Annotated in this window: 15 protein-coding genes; 3 read left to right on the top strand and 12 right to left on the bottom strand. The window is 73.3% G+C overall.

Going from position 1 to position 20,037, the window contains the following annotated elements; genetic code table 11:
• Nucleotides 1–15: 15 nt before the first annotated feature.
• The 3 genes from ACFW2G_RS11520 to ACFW2G_RS11510 all read right to left on the bottom strand — a co-directional run bounded on the left by ACFW2G_RS11520 (nt 16) and on the right by ACFW2G_RS11510 (nt 3,199).
• Complete coding sequence (locus tag ACFW2G_RS11520; RefSeq protein WP_384581293.1) at nt 16–1,119, bottom strand: alpha/beta hydrolase; 1,104 nt, start codon at nt 1,117–1,119, stop codon at nt 16–18.
• Nucleotides 1,120–1,208: 89 nt separating this feature from the next.
• A complete protein-coding gene (locus ACFW2G_RS11515; RefSeq protein WP_037919026.1) occupies nt 1,209–1,907 on the bottom strand; it encodes a response regulator transcription factor in 699 nt (232 codons plus the stop codon).
• The gene (locus tag ACFW2G_RS11510) at nt 1,904–3,199 is read right to left on the bottom strand and encodes an ATP-binding protein (protein ID WP_037919023.1); all 1,296 of its coding nucleotides are present in this window, start codon (nt 3,197–3,199) and stop codon (nt 1,904–1,906) included. The genes ACFW2G_RS11515 and ACFW2G_RS11510 overlap by 4 nt, the downstream gene beginning before the upstream one ends.
• A gap of 131 nt (nt 3,200–3,330) precedes the next feature.
• Here ACFW2G_RS11510 and ACFW2G_RS11505 point away from each other — a divergent pair, with 131 nt between their 5' ends.
• On the top strand, nt 3,331–4,680 hold the full coding sequence (locus ACFW2G_RS11505; RefSeq protein WP_037919021.1) for a PspC domain-containing protein: 1,350 nt from the start codon (nt 3,331–3,333) through the stop codon (nt 4,678–4,680).
• On the top strand, nt 4,667–4,891 hold the full coding sequence (locus ACFW2G_RS11500; protein WP_037919018.1) for a hypothetical protein: 225 nt from the start codon (nt 4,667–4,669) through the stop codon (nt 4,889–4,891). Before ACFW2G_RS11505 ends, ACFW2G_RS11500 begins: the two co-directional genes overlap by 14 nt.
• Here ACFW2G_RS11500 and ACFW2G_RS11495 read toward each other — a convergent pair.
• The 4 genes from ACFW2G_RS11495 to guaA all read right to left on the bottom strand — a co-directional run bounded on the left by ACFW2G_RS11495 (nt 4,837) and on the right by guaA (nt 9,255).
• A complete protein-coding gene (locus ACFW2G_RS11495) occupies nt 4,837–5,346 on the bottom strand; it encodes a DoxX family protein (RefSeq protein WP_384581295.1) in 510 nt (169 codons plus the stop codon). The genes ACFW2G_RS11500 and ACFW2G_RS11495 overlap by 55 nt on opposite strands.
• An 18-nt stretch (nt 5,347–5,364) precedes the next feature.
• Nucleotides 5,365–6,621 (bottom strand): hypothetical protein, encoded by a 1,257-nt coding sequence (locus ACFW2G_RS11490; protein ID WP_052030277.1) that lies wholly within the window; start codon nt 6,619–6,621, stop codon nt 5,365–5,367.
• 102 nt (nt 6,622–6,723) lie between these two features.
• The gene (locus ACFW2G_RS11485) at nt 6,724–7,515 is read right to left on the bottom strand and encodes a class II aldolase/adducin family protein (protein WP_037919015.1); all 792 of its coding nucleotides are present in this window, start codon (nt 7,513–7,515) and stop codon (nt 6,724–6,726) included.
• A gap of 153 nt (nt 7,516–7,668) precedes the next feature.
• Entirely contained in the window at nt 7,669–9,255 is a 1,587-nt protein-coding gene (gene guaA, locus ACFW2G_RS11480) for a glutamine-hydrolyzing GMP synthase (RefSeq protein WP_384447107.1), read from the bottom strand.
• Nucleotides 9,256–9,702: 447 nt separating this feature from the next.
• Between guaA and ACFW2G_RS11475 the strand changes: the two genes are divergently transcribed.
• On the top strand, nt 9,703–9,966 hold the full coding sequence (locus ACFW2G_RS11475) for a chorismate mutase (protein WP_037919013.1): 264 nt from the start codon (nt 9,703–9,705) through the stop codon (nt 9,964–9,966).
• Nucleotides 9,967–10,238: 272 nt separating this feature from the next.
• Here ACFW2G_RS11475 and ACFW2G_RS11470 read toward each other — a convergent pair whose 3' ends face one another.
• From ACFW2G_RS11470 to ACFW2G_RS11450, 5 genes are all read right to left on the bottom strand, one after another.
• On the bottom strand, nt 10,239–11,867 hold the full coding sequence (locus ACFW2G_RS11470; protein ID WP_384581297.1) for a peptidase: 1,629 nt from the start codon (nt 11,865–11,867) through the stop codon (nt 10,239–10,241).
• A 166-nt stretch (nt 11,868–12,033) separates the two neighbouring features.
• On the bottom strand, nt 12,034–13,851 hold the full coding sequence (locus tag ACFW2G_RS11465) for a GMC oxidoreductase (RefSeq protein WP_384581299.1): 1,818 nt from the start codon (nt 13,849–13,851) through the stop codon (nt 12,034–12,036).
• A gap of 9 nt (nt 13,852–13,860) precedes the next feature.
• On the bottom strand, nt 13,861–15,492 hold the full coding sequence (locus ACFW2G_RS11460; protein ID WP_384581301.1) for a succinic semialdehyde dehydrogenase: 1,632 nt from the start codon (nt 15,490–15,492) through the stop codon (nt 13,861–13,863).
• A gap of 93 nt (nt 15,493–15,585) precedes the next feature.
• Nucleotides 15,586–17,235 carry a serine/threonine-protein kinase gene (locus tag ACFW2G_RS11455; RefSeq protein ID WP_384581303.1) on the bottom strand — a complete coding sequence of 550 codons (1,650 nt, stop codon included), beginning with the start codon at nt 17,233–17,235 and terminating at the stop codon, nt 15,586–15,588.
• A gap of 125 nt (nt 17,236–17,360) precedes the next feature.
• On the bottom strand, nt 17,361–19,976 hold the full coding sequence (locus ACFW2G_RS11450; RefSeq protein ID WP_384581305.1) for a protein kinase: 2,616 nt from the start codon (nt 19,974–19,976) through the stop codon (nt 17,361–17,363).
• Between the last annotated feature and the right edge of the window lie 61 nt (nt 19,977–20,037).

Below are 20,037 nucleotides of genomic sequence, written 5' to 3'. Positions count from 1 at the left end.
CACAGCCCGCGGGAGCTACGGGGCCTTGACCACGCCGCTCAGCCAGCCGAAGGTCTGCGGCAACTGCTTGGACCACGAGTCGAGGTTGTGGCCTCCGGTGACCTTCTCGGCGTGCACGGCGGTCGGCTTCTGCGCGAGCGCCTTGAGGTCCATGCCGGACAGGTAGCCGTCGTGCTCGGCGCCCGACATCCACAGCGAGACCGCCGGCGGCACCGGCTGGGCCTTGAGGACGTTCTTCAGGTTGTGCGAGACACGCAGCTGAGGATCCTGGGCGACCAGCGAGGAGGGTTCCTGGCCGGGATCGTTGTAGCCGGAGAGGGAGACGGCCGCGCTGTAGCGGTCGGGGTGGGAGATCGCCAGCTTGGCGGCGCAGTAGGCGCCGGCCGAATAGCCGGCGACGCCCCAGGTGCGGGCCTCGTCCGAGGCGCGGAAGGTGTCGACGACCATCTTGCGGACGTCGACGCTGAACCAGCTGTCCGCGTTGACCTTGCCGGGGAGGTTGGCGCAGCCGGTGTCGCCGTTGCCCACCAGCATGGCGCGCGGGGAGACGAGGATGAACGGCTGCACCTTGCCGCTCTTCATCAGCGGCTCCAGCACCTCGTGCACCTTGAGCCCCTGGAACCAGGACTTGCCCGTGCCCGGGATGCCCGGGATGAGTTCGACGACCGGGAACTTCCTGTCCTTGAAGGCCGGGTCGTCGTACTGCGGCGGCAGCCACACCAGCACGTCGCCCCTGACGCCGGATATCTGCCCGTCGAGCTCGGTCTTCTGGACCCGGCCGCCGAGACCCTCGACCGGCCGGAACGCCTGCTTGACCTCCGGCGCCTCCTCGGCCTGCTTGCCGCCCAGACCGTCGGGGCCGAGGTCGGGCGCGGCGGTGACGTAGTTGCCGGTACCGAGCAGGTCGTCCCACGAGTTGTAGAAGTGCTCGGCCCGGTTGACGGCGACGAACACCACGGCGACGGCTGTGACCTGGGCGAACACCACCATCAGGACACGGGGCACGGCGCGCAGGACGGCAGGGCCGCGCACCTTGCTCCACAGGGCCAGGGGGAGGATGACGGCGATCACGGTCAGCGCGATCACCGACACGAAGAAGGGTGTACCGGTCAAGCTCATCACGCCAGCCTAGAGTGCGGCCGGCGGGAGCCCGGTTGCCCGGGTGACCTGCGGTGTGGATCACACGGCAGGTCCCGGGCGGTCCGGCGTCACACGAGCCGGCGGGCCGTCGCCCAGCGGGTCAGCTCGTGCCGGTTGGAGAGCTGGAGCTTGCGCAGCACCGCCGAGACGTGCGACTCGACCGTCTTCACCGAGATGAAGAGCTGCTTGGCGATCTCCTTGTACGCGTATCCGCGCGCGATCAGCCGCAGCACCTCGCGCTCGCGCTGCGTGAGCCGGTCCAGGTCCTCGTCCACCGGCGGCGCGTCCGTCGAGGCGAACGCGTCGAGCACGAAGCCCGCCAGCCGCGGCGAGAACACCGCGTCCCCCTCCTGCACCCGGAAGACCGAGTCCACCAGGTCGGTGCCGGTGATGGTCTTGGTGACGTAGCCGCGTGCACCCCCGCGGATCACGCCGATGACGTCCTCGGCCGCGTCGGACACCGACAGCGCCAGGAACCGCACCGGATTCTCGGCGGCCGCCATCAGCGGGGCGCAGCGGCGCAGCACCTCGACACCGCCGCCGCCGGGCAGGTGCACGTCGAGGAGGACCACCTCGGGCCGGGTGGCGGTGATGACGGTGACGGCCTGGTCGACGTCGGCGGCCTCGCCGACGACCTCGACGCCGGTCCGGTCGGTCTCGCCGATCTCGGCCTGCACTCCCGTGCGGAACATCCTGTGGTCGTCGACGAGCACCACCCGGACGCGCCTGGTCTCCCCCGTGCCTGCGTTCTCTCCGGCCTCGGTCATGCCGTGTTCGCCGCCCTTTCCATCTCCAGCTCGACTTCCGTGCCGCCGTCGGGCGCGGACCGCAGTCGCGCGGTCCCGCCGTTGCGCTGCATCCGGCCGATGATCGATTCTCGTACGCCCATGCGGTCTTCGGGTACCGCGTCGATGTCGAAGCCGGGCCCCCGGTCCCGTACGGACACGAACACCGTCTGCCCCTCCACCTCCGCGTACACCTGCACCGGGCCGCCCTCGCCACCGTACTTGGCGGCGTTGACCATCGCCTCGCGCGCGGCCTGGATCTGGGCCCCCAGCTTCTCGTCGAGCGGGCAGTCGCCGACGACGACGACCTCGATGGGCACCCCGTGGTGGTCCTCCACCTCGGCCGCGGTCTTCTTCACGGCCTCGGCCAGGGTGACCGGCTCCTCGGCCTCGTCCTTGCCGGTGCCCTCGGGCTTGTAGAGCCAGTTGCGCAGCTCGCGCTCCTGGGCCCGCGCGAGCCGTCGGACCTCGCCGACGTCCTCCGCGTTGCGCTGGATCAGGGTGAGGGTGTGCAGCACGGAGTCGTGGACGTGGGCGGCGACCTCGGCGCGTTCCTGGGCGCGGATGCGCATGAGCCGCTCCTCGGAGAGGTCCTGGGTCATCCGGATCAGCCAGGGTCCGGCGAGCAGGGCGACGCCGACGAGGACGGCGAGGGTGGCGGTCAGGACGTTGCCGAGCTGTGCGGCGGATCCCCGTACCACGATGAAGACGGTGAGGCCCACGCCGACGAGGGCGACGCCGGCGAGCGCGCGGGCGGCCTGGAAGAGGCGCCCGTGCCGTCCCGCGGCCGTGGTCCAGTGGGCGCGGCGGGCGTTGTCCGCCTGCCGCCATACGAGGACCACCCCGGCCCCGACCAGCAGCGTCGGCCACACGTAGCGCCCGGACTCGCCGCCCAGTTGGACCTTGGAGATGAAGATGCCCGCGCCGACGAACAGGGCGATCAGCGCGGTGACCTGCCCCCGGTCGGGCTTGCGCAGCCGGCGGGCGCCGTCGGGGAGGTTCTCGAAGAAGGAGCGGTGCCCGGCGCGCCCGCCGACGCCGAGCGGTACGAACACCCAGAACGCGGCGTAGAGCAGCACGCCCAGGCCGTCCCCCCACATGAACAGGAGCAGGAACGCCAGCCGGACCCAGCCCACGGGCAGCCCGAGGTGCCCGGCCAGACCGCGCGCGACACCGCCGAGCATCCGGCCGTCGGCGCTGCGGTACAGCTTGCGCTGCGGCGGGTCGTCGGCGTCCGGGGCGTGCGGGGGGCGGGTGGCGGCGGCTACGGGCATGTCACCAAGGGTCACACGGCGGGCTGCGGCCCGGCATCAGGGCATCCCCCCACTTCTACCGGGCGGATTTCAGGGTCGCGCCAGGGTAGGGCCGGATTCCGGGTGCCCTCGCCGACCGTCACCATGGACGCATGACCGACGTACACGACGCTCCGCCGGACGGCGCCGGGGCACCCCGGGCGGCTGCCGAGACCCGGCCGCCCCTGCGCCGCAGCAAGCGCGACAAGGTCCTCGCGGGGGTGTGCGGCGGCCTCGGCCGGTACTTCGACCTGGACCCGGTGATCTTCCGGATCGTCCTCGGTGTCCTCGCGGTCACCGGCGGTGTCGGCCTCATCTTCTACGGCTTCGCCTGGCTGCTGCTGCCGCAGGAGGGGGAGGAGGACAGCGAGGCGAAGAAGCTGCTGACGGGGCGGGTCGAAGGGGCGACCCTGGTGGCGGTGTTCGCCGCGCTGGTGGGCTGCGCGCTGTTCCTGTCGATGCTGGACAACGGCGCCCTGGCGGTCTTCTCGGTCCTGGTCGTCCTCGCGCTCGGCGGCGCCTCGTACTGGTCGCAGCGGCGCCGGCAGGCCGCCGCCCCCGAGACGGAGGCGCCCGCCCCCGGTGGGGCCGCGCCCCGCGTCGCCCACGCCCCGGCCGCCCCTCCGGAGACGAAGGCCCCGCCCGCTCCCGGCGCCCCGTCCTGGTGGCGGGACCCGCTGGTCAAGGATGGCACCACCGGCCCCGTCGGCTCGACGGGGTACCTGTGGGGGCCGCCCGACGCCGCCGCGGAGCCCGCGGGCTCCGCGGCCGCCTCCGCCGCGGCTGCCTCCGCCCGGCCGCCCGCGCCCGCCCGGGTCCCGCGGCGCGGCGGCATCGGCGGCCGGGTGTTCGTGCTCGCCCTGCTGGCGGGGGCCGCCGGTACCGCGGCGGAGTGGGAGGGCAGTTCGCTGGGCGCGGCCCTGCAGACCGGGCTCGCCGCCGCCCTGGTCGTCTTCGGCCTGGGCCTCGCGGTCAGCTCCCTGCTCGGGCGCACCGGCTTCGGCACCGTCGTGCTGGCGGTGTGCACCTCCGTTCTCCTGGCGGGCGCCGCGGCCCTGCCGCGCGAGATCGGCACCGACTGGCGGGAGGTCGTGTGGCGGCCGGCAGCGGTGGCCGACGTGCGGCCCTCGTACGAGGCGGGCACCGGGACGGCCACCTTGGACCTGAGCCGGCTGGACGTGCCGAAGGGCACCAGCGTGGCCGTCAGCGCGTCCATCGACGCGGGCCGCCTCAAGGTGCTCCTGCCGCGGGAGGTGACGGCGCGGGCGGACGTCACCGTCCGGCGGCTCGGCGACATCCAGCTGCCGGGCGACTCCGCGGGCCGGATCGAGCGGGCCGGGCCCGGGCAGCAGAACCGGACGGCGACCCTCGCCCCGCCTCCCGGCACCGAGGCCGGCGGAACGGTCGAGCTGGACCTCAGTGCAGGCATCGGACAGGTGGAGGTGGCCCGTGCGGCGTCATGAGTTCCAGCCGGGACGGCTGATCGCGGGTCTGGTCCTGCTGCTGGCGGGAGTGCTCTACCTGCTCGACAGCGCCGGGGAGGCCGACCTGCCGTGGTTCGCGGTCATCCCCATGACCATGGGAGGCCTGTCCCTGGCCTCGCTGGTGGGGCTGGTCACCTACGCCGTGCGCCGTGACCGGCGCGACCGGATCTCCGAGTCCAGCGACAGGTAGGGCGCGCCGGCGAGGATCAGGGGGGTCCAGGCCAGCAGGTAGATCAGGTCGTTGCCGTAGTAGTACGGCGACACCGCCCACGACACCGTGAGCCACAGGCTGAGCGAGATCAGCGCCCCGCCGATCGCCGCGGTCCGCGACAGCAGGCCGGCCAGGGTACCGAGGCCCACCAGGATCTCGGCGACGGCGAGGAACACGGCGAAGCCCACCGGGGACTGCAGGGACAGGTCCACGAGTGCGGGGATCGCGGAGGTCTCGCGCACGCCGCGCATCAGGTCAACGACGGAGCCGTCGCCGGAGGCGGAGAGGAACGCGGGATCGAAGAGCTTGTCCAGCCCCGCGTACACGAAGGTCACGCCGAGGAAGAGCCGCAGCGGCAGCAGGTGGTACCGGGCAGCCTGGTCACGCAGGCCGCGCGGTACGTCGGTCCGGGGAGGTGCTTCGGTTCTCGTCACGGGTCATGTGTACCCCGATCACTCGGCCACGTCGATGGTGCAGCGATTGGATTCCACTCCGGCGGCCGTGACCACCTGGATATCGGTGCGCCCCGGTTCCACTTCCGCCGGGACCGGCACCGTGAGCACCGCGTCGGAAGGGTTGGTGAACCCGCCGGGCACCGGGACCAGCGGTACGTGCACGTGGACGGCCCCGACGCGGACCACCAGCCGGGCGAGCATCTCGGGGGTGTGCGCCCCGGGCGGGACGAAGCCCACGCCCCGGATTTCGATGTCGTCCCCGGGGCGGACGGCGGCGTCCAGGTCCCCGGGTTCCCGTCTGCGCACCACCGACAGCACGAGCGGGCGGCTGCCCTCCGCGTACTTCGCCGCCAGGTACACCGCGGCCGACAGCGCGACCAGCAGGGCCAGCGCCCAGGGCAGCTGCGGCAGCCGGTCCGGGAAGCGGGCGAGCGAGGCCGCCGCGTAGGCCAGCACGACCGTCGAGACGAGCACGTACTGCGCGTCCGGGAAGCTCCCGCGGCCCGCGTCGTCCGTCAGCAGGTCCGCTCCGCGCGGCCGGTCGGCCGGCAGCTTCTGCAGCCGCTGGCTCATGATCCGTACGCACACCACCCGGCGCACCAGCACCGCCACCGCGGAGGTCAGCACGACCACCGACAGCAGCGGCAGCGCCCGGTCCAGGGCGAGTCCCGCGTACAGCCCCTGCCGTTCCGGGCCGGGGCCCGACGCGGCCAGCCGCAGCGCGGGCAGCAGCGTGGCGAACGCCGTCAGCACCACCCAGGCGCTGGGCACCGCCTTCGAGGTGGACAGCCGGTTGTCCTCGCCCACCAGCGGGGCCAGCAGCCCGCCGCGCAGTGATTGGGCGCGGGCGGCTACCGTCAGCAGCCCGGCCAGCAGCAGGGCGGCGAGCAGTCCGGCGGTGCGCGCGGTGGACCAGCCGGTGCCGAGCGCGGCGGCGACCTGGACGATCAGCAGGACGCCCGCGGCGATCCAGACGGCGAGGACGGCCCGCCGCGAGAACACGTACAGCCAGGAGCTGCCGGCTTCCCGGCCGCGGTCGGCGACGTTGCGGGCGGACAGGGTCAGCTCGTCGGAGACCCACTGGCGGGAGGCGCCGAGGGAGTGGGCGACGGCGGCCGGCACCCCCTGCCCGGCGGCGAACTCGTCGCGCTTCTCCAGGAACGCGGCGACCGCGCGGCGGTGCCCTTCCCGCGCGCACTCTTCGCAGGCGCAGGCGCTGGTATGGGTGCCGCGGGACATCTCTTGGACAGCCACGTGCGTGCCGCCTCTCTGAACTACGGGGCAATGCCAGCGAATTGTGCACCACTGCGGCAGTGCTCCGGATTGCGCACGATGTCAGAGCAGGTGATTAACGGTTCATGATGTTGACGCCAGGTCCGCGACGGTCTGCCACAACGGCTGGTAGCTCACCCACGCGGCGAGGTCCCCGCCGAACCGCTCGCGGGTGGCCACGGCGCTGTGGTGGTCGATGAGCACCGGTTTCCCCGCCGCCCGCGCGATCAGCTGGACCTCGGCCGCCCGTTCCGCCGCGACGAACCACCAGGCCGCCGCGTCCACCGAGCCGCCGACCGTCAGCAGCCCGTGGTTGCGCAGGACCAGCGCCTTGTACGGGCCGAGCGCGCGGGCGATCCGCGCGCCGTCCTGCGCTCCGGCGTACTCGTCGAGGAGGGCGTGGTCCTCGTAGAAGGCACAGGCCTCGTGGGTGATCGGGGCGAGCAGTTCGCCGAGCGCGGCCAGCGCCCGGCCGTACGGGGCCTGGGTGCGGACCACGGCCACCGCCCCGGGGCGCGCCCGGTGCACGGCGGCGTGCACGGCGAACGCCAGCTCGTTGACCCGCCGCTCCCCCTGGACCACGTGCCCGTCCCCGTCGACGAGCAGCAGGTCCTCGGGGCCGAGGGCGGCGAAGGCGCGGCCGAAGGGGTTCACCCAGTAGCAGTCGTCGAACTCCGGGTCCCGTGCGGTGACGTGCCCGGCGACCCCGTCCTCGTACCCGAGGCGGGCGAACAGCCGCAGCGTTCCGGCGAGGCGCTGCTTGCGGTACGCACGTTCCTCGGCCGGGTCCTGGTGCGCGGGCGGCATCTCGAACCGCAGCCGGTCCACCGGCACCGGTCCGGGCCGCGTGCCCGGCGTCCCCGTCTCCTCGGACATCGCCCGCCCTCCTCCGGTCCGGCTCCGCCGTCGTCGTCGGCGCAAGGTACTGGCCCCGGCGCGAGGAGAACAGAGCCGCGCGGTGGTGAAACGGCGACGTCGCCGCCGCCCGGTCCGGCCGGGCGACGGCGACGTCGTGCGGGGCGGGGCCCCTTACTCCCACTCGATGGTGCCCGGGGGCTTGCTCGTGCAGTCCAGGACCACCCGATTCACCTCCGGCACCTCGTTGGTGATGCGGGTGGAGATGCGGGCGAGCACCTCGTACGGCATGCGCGTCCAGTCCGCCGTCATGGCGTCCTCGGAGGAGACGGGGCGCAGCACGATCGGGTGGCCGTAGGTGCGGCCGTCGCCCTGGACGCCGACACTGCGGACGTCCGCGAGCAGGACGACCGGGCACTGCCAGATCTCACGGTCCAAGCCGGCCGCGGTGAGCTCGTGGCGGGCGATGGCGTCGGCCTCGCGCAGCAGGTCCAGGCGCTCCTTGGTGACCTCGCCGACGATGCGGATGCCGAGGCCGGGGCCGGGGAAGGGCTGGCGCTGGACGATCTCCTCGGGCAGGCCGAGCTCTTGGCCGACCATGCGGACCTCGTCCTTGAAGAGCTGGCGCAGCGGCTCGACGAGCTCGAACTCGATGTCGTCGGGGAGGCCGCCGACGTTGTGGTGCGACTTGATGTTCGCGGTGCCCGTGCCGCCGCCGGACTCGACGACGTCCGGGTACAGGGTGCCCTGCACGAGGAACGCGACCGCGGGGCCGTCTTCCTGGAGGATCTCCAGCTGGGCCTGCTCGAAGACGCGGATGAACTCGCGGCCGATGATCTTCCGCTTGGTCTCCGGGTCGGAGACGCCGGCGAGCGCGTTCAGGAAGCGCTCCTGGGCGTCGACGACCTTCAGCTGCACGCCGGTGGCGGCGACGAAGTCCTTCTCGACCTGCTCGGTCTCGCCCTTGCGCATCAGACCGTGGTCGACGTAGACGCAGGTCAGCTGGGAGCCGATGGCCTTCTGCACGAGGGCCGCGGCGACCGCGGAGTCCACGCCGCCGGACAGACCGCAGATGGCGCGCTTGTCGCCGACCTGCGCGCGGATGGCCGCGACCTGCTCCTCGACGATGTTGCCGGTGGTCCAGGTGGGGGCCAGGCCGGCGCCGCGGTAGAGGAAGTGCTCCAGGATCTGCTGACCGTGCGTGGAGTGCATCACCTCGGGGTGGTACTGCACGCCGTACAGCTTCTTCTCGTCGTTCTCGAAGGCGGCCACCGGTACGACGTTCGTCGACGCGGTGACGGTGAAGCCCTCGGGGGCGGCGGAGCAGGCGTCACCGTGCGACATCCACACGGACTGGTTCTCCGGGGTGCCCTCGAAGAGGGTGGAGCCGGGCTTGGAGACGTGCAGCGGGGTGCGGCCGTACTCGCGGGCGCCGGTGTTGTCGACGGTGCCGCCGAGGGCGGTCGCCATCAGCTGGAAGCCGTAGCACATGCCGAAGACGGGGACCCCGGCCTCGAAGAGGGCGCGGTCCAGCTGCGGGGCGCCTTCCTCGTACACGGAGGACGGACCGCCGGAGAGGATGATCGCCTTCGGGTTCTTGGCCAGCATCTCGTCGACGGGCATCGAGCTCGGCACGATCTCGCTGTAGACCCGTGCCTCGCGGACGCGGCGGGCGATGAGCTGGGCGTACTGGGCGCCGAAGTCGACGACGAGAACCGTGTCCGGGGCGCTGTCGTGGGCGGCGGAGGGTGCTTCTGGCACGGGGCGGCCTTCCGGCGGAAGAGGTGGCTGTTTTGTCGATTCTAACGGGGCACCCGTACCCCTTTTCGTCTCACCGTCCGAGTCCTGGGCCACGGCGGTGGGGCGCGACGGCGCCGGCGTCATCCGGCCGGAGCTCCGCGGGCGGGGATCGCTCCACCGCCTGCCGGTCGTCGGCGAGGCGGCCGAGAACCGGGCGCGCCACACCCGGCACCGAGGCGTCTCACCATCCGAACCGGGTTGGCCGGAAGGCGTGCGGGGGGACATAATCCCTTCCGTGCGCAAGCAGCTGAGCTTCCTCTTTACCTATGGCACCGGCCGGTCCGGTCGCCATGGGTCATCGTGATGCTCGCCTGAGCCGCTGACTTCCCAGAGCGCCCCGGTCCGACAGGACCGGGGCGCTCTGCGTTCTCCGGACCTGCGGGCCCCACCCCGACAGGAGAGACGACCATGACCACGATCGCCACCGCCCCCGAGCAGCTGATCGCCGAGTCCCGCACCCGCATCGACGCCATCGACGACCGGATCATCGGGCTGATCCAGGAGCGGATGGCCGTCTCGACGGTCATCCAGGACGCCCGGATCGCCTCCGGCGGGCGCCGGGTGCACCTGTCCCGCGAGATGGAGGTGCTGTCCCATTGGAGCGATGCTCTCGGCAAGCCCGGTACCGCCCTCGCGATGACGCTGCTGGAGCTGTGCCGGGGACGGGTGTGACGGCTGTTCGTCACCCGTCCGGAGCGTGACCGCCCCAGGGACGCTTCGTTGGTGAGGTTGTCCGCGTCAGCCAGCCGCGGAACCGCAACACCACGCGTGGCTCCGAAGGAGCGATGAGACGTGCGCCTCGTGGTGCGCGCGTCGTGGGACCTCGCTCCTTCGTGTGACCGGACGGCAGGGGACAGCAGCCCGGTCACCCCGTAGAGGACGGCCGGCCAGGGGGACGCCCCGGGCCGGCCGTTCTGCGTCGGCGGCCGGGCGCCGGACCGTTCCTAGGCGTGTGTGCCGGTCTTGCGGCGGAAGGCCAGGACCAGGCCGCCGCCCGCGGCCACGAGCACCGCGCCGCCGAGCGCGAGCGGCCCGGCGGAGCTTCCGGTGGCGGCGAGACCGCCGTGGGTCGTGGTACCGGAGGTGGCGGAGGGCGTGGCCGAGGCGGTGGCCGTCGCGGTCGGCGACGACGTGGCCGAGGTGGTCGGCGTCGGCGAGGCGCCGCCGTCCTTCGCGGCGATCACGACGGGCGCCTTGTCGTTGGCGTGGTTCGGGTCCCACGGCTGGCCCGCGGTGCCCTCGGGGGTCCACCGTCCGACCGAGACGGAGCCCGCCGCGTTCGCCACGACCTGCTCGATCTTCAGCTCGAAGGGGTAGGCGAACCTCTCCCGCTCCCCCACGACATGCCCGGTGGAGCAGAAGTAGCGCGGTGCGCCCAGCGCCTGCTCTCGGGCCGTGCCGTCGGCGTTGACGCCGTGGCAGCCGGCCGGGACCCTGGTGACCTTCGTACCGGCCGGGATCACGATGTCCGTGCGGGCGACGCTCTCACCGGAGCGCAACTCCGCCACCCAGGCGGGACCGTTGTTGCGGAAGCCGAAGTCGGCCCTGACCGTCTCGCCCACCCCGCCGGCGAGGGAGACGGGCCAGGCCACGAGGTCGGCGCTGTTGCGGGTCCTGAAGTCGAACTCCTGCATGTTGTTCCAGGGATCGAGGTCCCCCGACCGTGCGGAGGCCCCGGCGGCGCGCTCGCGCACGGCCAGTTTCTTGCCGCCGGCCGGCTTCTTGGCCGTCCCGGCCGCCTTCGGCTGGTGCCCGTCGGCGTACACGGCGTAGGTGAGGGTGTCGGCGAAGGCGTGCGGGGCGGCCTTCAGGGTCAGCGGGCCGTCGACCCCGTAGACGGCGCCCGGCGTGTACTCGCCCTCCAGCAGGCATTGCGCCGTGCTCCAGCCCGTGTTCAGGGGCTGCCCCTCACCGGTGTCCTCGGAGTAGGAGCAGTTGTCGTACTGCTCCAGCAGGTCGATGCCGTGGGTGGTGCGCACCTCCAGGACGACGCCCTTCACGGACTCCGTGCCCTCGTTGGCGAAGACGACCGACAGGTTCTGGGTGTCGCCCGGCTTCTGCTCCTCCTTCAGCCGGGCCCGCTCCAGCACGAGGTCGGGGCCGCCGACCCGGACCGTGGTGGTGGCGGACCGGAAGGTGGCTCCCTCGGCCTCGCCGGTCACGGTGAGGTCCGCGGTGGCGCCGGCCTTGCTGCCGCTGGCGGCACTGAGGTCCAGATCGACGACGCGGGTCTCGCCCTTCCACAGCGCGGGGCGCGTGCAGGTGACGGCCGCCTCGGTGAGCGTGCAGTCCGATCCCTGGTGCTTCGCGAGCGCGACGTCCGCGACCCCCTTGAGCCCGCTCAGGTCGATGGTGAAGGTGCTCCGGCGGTCGAACGCCGAGGCGGTGTCGTTGACGAGCCGGAACGCGACCGAGGTCTTCTGCGGTTCGCCGCTCTGCCCGGGGTGCGGGCGCAGGCCGATCTCGGCCGGTCCGGCCAGGACGAGGGCGGGGTCCGCGGCGTGTGCGGGAGTGGCGGCGATTCCCAGGGCGGCGACGCCGCAGGCAGCCAGCAAGGAGATGCGCTTTCTCATGCTGCCGTTGACGGTCGAGGACGATGCGCAGTTGCCTCCTTGGTCATGTGATCGACACCACACCCCGGCCCGGCGGATTCCGGTACAACCATCAAGGCTGAACATCTGTCACGTATGTACCGCGGTGGGTACCGCGCTCGGAGGGGGAGCGCGGTACCCACCGCCGTCATCCGGTCGGTTCCGGATCCCGTGGGGGAATTTCGGGGACAGCCAGCAACGGCAGCCGCAGCGCGCCGAACGCGTCCTTGGGGACGGCCGGGCGGACCGGTTCCACCGCTTCCAGGCGGGTGTAGGCCGCGCCCTGTTCGGGTCGCGGGTCCCGGTCGCCCTTGTTGGGCCAGTACGCCATCGCCCGCTCCGCCTGCGCGGTGATCGTCAGCGACGGGTTGACCCCCAGGTTCGCGGAGACGGCCGAGCCGTCCACCACCGAGATGCCCGGGTGCCCGTACAGCCGGTGGTACGGGTCCACCACGCCCTCGCCCGCCGACGCTCCGATCGGGCAGCCGCCGAGGAAGTGTGCGGTCAGCGGGGTCCCCATCAGCTCGCCGATGTTGCTGCCGGGAAAGCCGTTGATCTCCTCGGCCAGCAGGGTCGCCGCCCGCGTGGCCTCCTCGATCTGCACCGGGTTCGGGGCGCCGTGCCCCTGGCGGGCGGTCAGCAGGCCCTTCCCGATCCCGCCCGGCCTGCGGTAGGTGGTCAGCGAGTTGTCGAGGGACTGCATGACCAGGCCGATGATGGTCCGCTCCGACCAGCGCCGGTTGGACAGTGAACGGGCCAGTTGGAGGGGGTGCTTCGCGGTCCTGGCCAGCCAGCCGCGGACCCGGTGGGCGCCGTAGGGCACCTGGAGGACGGTCATGAACCCCATCGCGTTGGAACCCTTGCCGTAGCGGACCGGCTCGATGTGGGTGTCGGCGTTGGGGTGCACGGAGGAGGTGATCGCCACGCCCCTGGTGAAGTCGGCCCGCTGCTCCCCGCCTGCGGCCGCGCCGTGCCGCCTGCGGTAGCGGCGGTCGTCGGTCTGCGCGCCGACCAGGCCCTCGGAGTTGGTCCGGGTCAGCTCCCCGAGCCGCTCCGACAGGCGCGGCAGCTCGCCGCGGTCCTTCATGGTGTGCAGCAGGGTCTGCGTGCCGTAGGTGCCCGCGGCGACGACCACGTACCGGCAGCGCAGCACCTTCGCCCTCCCGCGGCGGCGGCCGTCGGTGGGCACGGTGCGGACGCGGTGGCCGCCGTCCGGGTGCTCGGACAGGGCGGTGACGGTCGTCATGGGATGGATGACGGCGCCGGCGCGCTCGGCGAGGTGCAGGTAGTTCTCGTTCAGGGTGTTCTTCGCACCGTGTCGGCAGCCGGTCATGCACTCGCCGCATTCGGTACAGGCCCTGCGGGCGGGGCCGGCACCGCCGAAGTACGGGTCGGCGGTCTCCTCACCGGGCCGGACGCGGGGACCGGCGGCGGCGTCCTCGCCATCGCCGAAGAAGACCCCGACCGGGGCCATGTGGAAGGTGTCCGCCGCGCCCATCTTCTCGGCGGCCGCCTTGAGGTGGACGTCGGAGGGGGTCATGGTCGGGTTGAGGCGCACCCCGAGCATCCGCTTGGCCTGGTCGTAGTACGGGGCGAGTTCCTCCTGCCAGTCGGTGATGGACGCCCACTGCCGGTCCTCGAAGAAAGCCCGGGGCGGCACGTACAGGGTGTTGGCGTAGTTGAGCGAGCCGCCGCCGACGCCGGCGCCCGCGAGCACCATGACGTGGCCGAGCAGGTGGATCCGCTGGATCCCGTACAGCCCGAGGGCCGGGGCCCACAGGTAGTTGCGCAGGTCCCAACTGTTCTTCGGCAGGCTCTCGCGGGTGAAGCGGCGCCCTGCCTCCAGGACGCCGACCCGGTACCCCTTCTCGGTGAGGCGCAGGGCCGAGACCGACCCTCCGAAGCCCGATCCGATGACGATGACGTCGTAGTCGTAGGCGTCGTCGGATGCGTCGTCGTGCGACACGGATACCCCTTAGCGCAGTCGGAGAGCCTTCATGACCTTGAGGCTGCGGGTCATGAACGCCGCGTACGTCTCGTCGTCCATGCCCAGCGAGGGCGCCATCGGGACCAGCCGCTGCTGGGCGACTGTCTGGGCCTCGGTGTACTTGAGGATGCCCTCGGAGCCGTGGCGGCGGCCGAGGCCGGAGTCCTTCATGCCGCCCATGGGCGCCTGGGCGCTGCCGTAGGCGGGGGCGTAGCCCTCGTTGATGTTGACGGTGCCGGTGCGCAGGCGGGCGGCGACCTGGTGGCCGCGGCGGGCGTCCCGGGTCCAGACGCTGGAATTGAGGCCGTAGGCGGTGGCGTTGGCCTCCGCGATGGCCTGCTCCTCGTCGGTGAAGCGGTAGATCGAGACGACCGGGCCGAAGGTCTCCTCTCCGCAGACCGCCATGGCGGCTTCGACGCCGTCGAGGATGGTGGGCTCGTAGAAGAGCGGGCCGATGTCGGGGCGTGCGGTGCCGCCGGCGACGAGGGTGGCGCCCTGGGCGACGGCCTCGTCCACGTGCCGCTGCACGGTCTCCAGCTGGCGCTCGCCGACCAGGGATCCCATGTCGGCGCCGTAGGCGAGGGAGGCTCCGAGCCGCATGGCCCGGGTGCGGGCGGCGAACCGCTCGACGAAGTCGTCGGCGATCGAGGCATGGACGTAGAGCCGCTCGATGGATATGCACAGCTGGCCGGCGGAGGAGAAGCAGGCGCGGACGGCGCCCGCGGCCGCCTTCTCGACGTCGGCGTCGTGCAGGACGAGCATGGCGTTCTTGCCGCCGAGTTCGAGGGAGGCCCCGATGAGTCGGTCGGCTGCGCCCCGGGCGACCTCGCGGCCGGTACGGGTGGAGCCGGTGAAGGAGACGTAGTCGGCGTGGCGGACCACCTCGGGGCCGACGACGGGGCCCTCACCGAGGACGATCTGGAAGACCTCGGCGGGCAGCCCGGCCTCGATGAGCAGGTCGCGGGCCCACAGGGCGGTCAGCGCGGTCTCGGTGTCGGGCTTCATGACGAGTGCGTTGCCCGCGGCGAAGGCCGGCAGGGCGTCTCCGACCGATAGTTCCAGGGGGTAGTTCCAGGGGGCGATCTGGCCGACGACCCCGCGCGGCTGGCGCAGCTCGGTGACCTTGGTGAGGGTGGGCATCGCGCCCGTGTGGCTCTTGGGGCGCAGGTACGAGGGCGCCTTGCGGCCGTAGTGGCGGGCCGACACGGCGACGGCCTGGACTTCCTCGTGGGCGTGCAGGCGCGCCTTGCCGGTCTCCAGCTGGATCAGGTCGAGGACCTCGGCCTGCCGGGCGAGGACCAGGTCGTGGAAGCGCAGCAGGACCGCGGCCCGCCGGCGTACGGGGACGGCCGCCCAGGCGGGCTGGGCGGCGCGGGCCCGGCCGAAGGCCTCGGCCACGTCGTCGGGGGTGGCTTCGGGGAGCTCGGTCAGCCGGCCCCCGGTGAAGGGGGTGTGGTTGGCGGTGCGGCCGGAGCCGATCACTCCGCGGGTCAGCCGTGCGACCAGGCCGGGGGTCACCACGTCGGCCGCGGTGCGGGCGCCGGCCGGGGCCGGGGCGACCGGGTTGGTGGGCTGCGGTGCCGTGCGGAGAGGGGCCTGGGAGGCCTGCGAGTCCGTCATGCCGGTGAGCGTATTGCGCCGGGCAGCCTTTGGGTACCCGCCGGTAACCGGATTTTGCCTTTTCCGCCAGTGATCGCTGGCAGAATGCCGGGATCAGGACTTCTTGGCAGGCGGCTCCCAGCCGCTGAGCACGATGTCGAACTGCTGGCGGGTCACGTCCCAGTCGGCGACCGGACTCGCCATGTAGATCGCGTACTCGGTCTCGTCCGGGGCGATGTACATCTGCTCCCTGGCCCTGCGCGGACCGGGGTGGCTCACCTTCTCCGTCCAACTGAAGTCCCAGAGCGCGGCCCGGGTGCTGCCCCGGAAGGTGTTCTGGTTCAGCTGGTGCTTCTTGTAGTCCGTCCGCTTCCCCACCTGCTGCTCCAGGTCCAGCAGGTGCGCGTACGGGTCCTTGTAGTCCGGGGTGGGATCGGCGGCGATCCGGATGAAGTGCTTGCCGTCGTCCGGGGTGTAGTCGATCTGGTCGCCGTTGGCCTGGCGCTTCCAGCCTTCCGGGACGAACAGGGTGAAGCCGGCGAGGGGGTCGACGACCTTCGTGTAGCCGGCCGGCGCGGTCGACCCCTGCGGCTTGCCGTCGTCGCCCGACGGCCCGCCCGTCGAACTCACGACGCGGTCCGGATCGCTCTCCCCGCCGGCGCCCCCGGTGTACTTGAGGACCCCGAAGACACCGCCGCCGCCGAGCAGCGCGGCCACCAGGGCCACCACCGCGGCACGCTTGACCCAGCCGCCGTCCCGGTCGACGGGCACGGCCGCGGGCGCGGCCGCCGTCCCCGGGACCGCGGGCTCCGGCAGCGGAGCCGTCTGCGCGACCTCCTCGCGCGGGGCCTGCTCCTCGGACCGGTCCTGCGCCGGGGAGAGCTCCTCGGAGGTGACCGCGCGCGTGGGCACGTAGGCGTGCGCCGCCCTCGGCTCGCGGCCCTCCATCGCCTCCAGCAGCATCCGCTCGGCCTCTTCCGCCGAGGGCCGCTCCGTCGGGTCCTTGCGCAGCAGGGACGTGATCACCGGCCCGAGCACCCCGGCCTGGCGCAGCGCCGGCGGCTCGTCGTTCACCACGGCCTGCAGGCTGGAGATGGGCGACGTACGGCGGAAGGGGGAACGGGCCTCCACCGCCGTGTAGAGGGTGGCGCCCAGCGACCACAGGTCCGAGGAGGGGTCGGGGATCCCGCCGGTGACCCGCTCGGGCGCCAGGTAGTCGATCGAGCCCACGATCTCGCCCGTCCGGGTGATGGACGAGTCGCCCTCGATCGCGGCGATCCCGAAGTCCGTGAGCAGCACCCGGCCGTCCTTGGCGAGGAGCACGTTGCCCGGCTTCACGTCCCGGTGCAGCACGCCCACCGCGTGCGCGGCGCGCAGCGCACCCAGCACGTGCAGCCCGATCCGGGCCGCCTCGCGCGGCTCGATCCGCCCCGCCGCCTTGGCCGCGTCGGCGAGTGAGGGGCCGTCGATGTACTCCATGACGATCCACGGCCGGTCGTCGTGCTCCAGCACGTCGTGGACGGTGACCACCGCCGGGTGCTGGATCCGGGCCGCCGCCCGGGCCTCCTTCTGCGTCCGGGCGTGCATGACGTCCCGGTCCGCCTGGGCGACGTACAGACCCGCCGTCAGTTCCTTGACCGCGACGGTCCTGTGGAGCAGTTCGTCATGTGCCCGCCACACCTTCCCCATACCGCCCCGGCCGATCGGCTCGACGAGCCTGTACCGGCCCGCCAGCACGGCGCCCCCACCTGTCTGCTGTTCCACGAATTCCCGCCGCTCTCTGCACTTCAGGCCAGATTACGGAGCCCACGGGGGCTGTCGGAACCGCCCGGGCGCCGAAAGACGGCACTGTGACGCAATCGCCGTACTGATCAGCCGTCAATATCCGATCATCCGCCCGCCTTGTAACTCGCCGTGGCCTTCTCGAAGACCTCGGTGACCTTGGTCTGTTCGTCCTCCGGACCGGTCACCAGGACGACGTGGTAACTGCCGCCCAGCGCGACGACGAAATTGCGGGCGAACACGTTGCGACCGGTCCCGTCGATCCACGTGTAGCGGCCCGTGGCCCGTAGTTGCTGCCCGACCCGGGTGGTCTTGACGTCCCCGACGGTCGACCAGGTGGAGGACCGGTACGGCGTCAGCTCCGGCTCCTTGTCCTTCTGATAGGCCGCCGGGTCCGGATTGCCCTCGACCTTGTCCCGGCCCGGGACCACGGTCAGGACGAACGACCCGTCGGTGTAGCGCACCTGGCCCGCCTCGTTGATCCCCCGGCGCTCCCAGCCCTCGGGGACGGTGATCTCGAAGTGCTCCGGGTCCTGCTGCGTGGTGTAGCCGGGCGGGGCCGGCGCGGGGGCGGCCTGCGACGCGGCGGGCCCGGTCGTCGCGGGGGGCGGGACGGACTTGGGCGTTCCGGTGGGCACCGGGGAGGGGCCCGGCCGCGGCGAGGTGTGCGCCGTGGTCTCCCCGGGGCCGTCCTGGTCCCGCGTCACCCCGGCCCGGGGCAGGAACAGCATCGCGTACGCGACGGCACCGGCGAGGAGGACCAGGACGCCGACGAGCAGGGTCCGGCCGAGTGCCACCGGCTTCCGGGCGGCCGTGGGATTGCGGTGCCGTCCGTGGACCTCACCGCGGCGCCGTACGACGGGCAGCCGCGCGGGATCGGGCTCCGGCATCGGGAGCATCCCGAGACCGGCGTCCGGCTCCGGAGCGGACCGCACGAGCGAGCGCAGCCAGCCGCGCAGCTCCTCGAAGTCGGGCCGCTCGGTGGGATCCTGGCGCAGCAGGGACTCCACGACCGGGCGGAGCGCGCCGCACTCCTCGGCGAACGCGGGCGGCTCGGCGCAGACCATCTCGACGAGCTCGGCGACGCTGTCCTCCGGGTACGGGGCATGGCCCTGCACGGCGCGGTAGAGCAACGCGCCGAGCGCCCACAGGTCGGTGGCAGGCCCGACGGGTGCCGCCAGCTGCCAGTGCCCGTGCACGGGGCCGGCCTGTTCGGGCGCCCACCGCTCGGTGATCGCGCCGACCACGGCCATGCGCGTGTGCCGCGCCCGCTCGGCGTCGAGGCCGCTCCACGGGGCCGTCTGCGCCGGGGGCCGCGGGACCGGCTCCGGTCCGGGCCCCGGTGACGGGCCGCCGGGTGCCGGGTGCTCCGTGGCCGGGCGGTCCGGGGCCTCGGCCTGGCGGTAGCCCTGGGGCAGGGCGAGTTGCGCGGGCAGGGCGGACGCGGCCGGCGGGGCGGCCCGGCTCCACGCGGACGGGGGCGGGGGCGGGACGGGCCGCGGCCGTACCTCGGGCGCCGGCTCGCTCCGGGGCATCGGCTCGCTCCCGGCCCCGGGCTCGGTCCCCGGCTCGGGCTCGGGGTGGGGTGCGGGCTGCGGCAGGGCCGGGCGGCGCGGGGTCGCGCCGTGCCAGGGGCCGGCGGCCTCTTCCCGGGCCCCGTCCCCGGACCGGTCCCCTTCCCCGGACTGCGGTCCTCCGCCGTACGGGTAGGAGTAGCCCTGTGGGAGGGCCGACCCGCCGGGCCGACGTTCGGCCGCGGCTCCGGCCGCGGGCTCGATCGCGGCCCCAGTACCGGCCTCGGCCTTGCGCTGCTCGGTGACCCGGGCTGCCGCGGCCCGCGCGCCCGCCCGGTACGCGGCGATGACCCCGGCGCGCGCGGCGGCCTGGACGTCGGCGCCGTCCCGCGGCCGCCCGGGGGTGATGTGGTCGGTGTACCGCGGCCCGGTGTCGTAGCCCGGGGCCACGAGCGGCGCGTACCCGGGGGCGCCGTCCGCTGCGGGCCGGGGCGGGGGCGGCTCCTGGGCCGGGGCCGCGCGCGGTGGCGCCGCCTGCGTGGGGGCCGGTCCGGTATCGACCTGCGGGGCGGGGGCGGTCTGCGGGGCGGGGGCGGGACCCGCGCCCCACGTCTCCTCGGGGCCGGAGCCGGTGGCCCGGGGGACGGGGTCGTACCCGCACAGGGCCTCCTCCGCGGCGCCCGCCGCGAGACCCGTCAGGACGACCCGGCCGTCCTCGCACACCATCACCGTCCGGACGGTGATGTTGCGGTGTGTCCAACCGTGAGCGTGCAGCACGCGCAGCGCGGTGAGCACGTCCGACGCCACCTCGGCAGCGCGGTAGGGGCTCAGGGGTTCGTCGGCGAGCAGCGCGGCCAGCGGCTTGGCCGGGACCAGTTCGCTCACTATCCACAACGACTCGCCCTCGGCGAACACGTCGAAGACCTGGTCCAGCCGGGGGTGGTCGGGAATCGCGGCCGCGGCCTGCGCCGCCTCGATGGCGCGCCGCACGGCCGGAAGGTCGGCGGGAGCGCGGCGGGCCGCAGGGACGGCCGGCGGCCCGTCCACCAGCTCGGCGTCCACGACCTCCGGCAACGGCACCTGCCGTACGAGGACTTCTTGTCCGCCGCGCGTGTCGAAGGCCCGGGTCTCGACGAGCTCGTACGCGTCGGACGGCGGCAGCGGCAGGCGGTAGCGGCCGGCCAGGATCCGGCCCGCGTACTCCTCCACATCGCCTCCCCCGAGTGCGGCAGGCTCCCAGGCCCCCGCTGACACGATACGTCGGCAGGGG

It is taken from the genome of Streptomyces sp. NPDC058880 (assembly GCF_042742535.1).
Classification (GTDB): domain Bacteria; phylum Actinomycetota; class Actinomycetes; order Streptomycetales; family Streptomycetaceae; genus Streptomyces.
The sequence above is the reverse complement of the archived record's forward strand: the minus strand, read 5'-3'. Positions and strand labels throughout refer to the sequence as shown.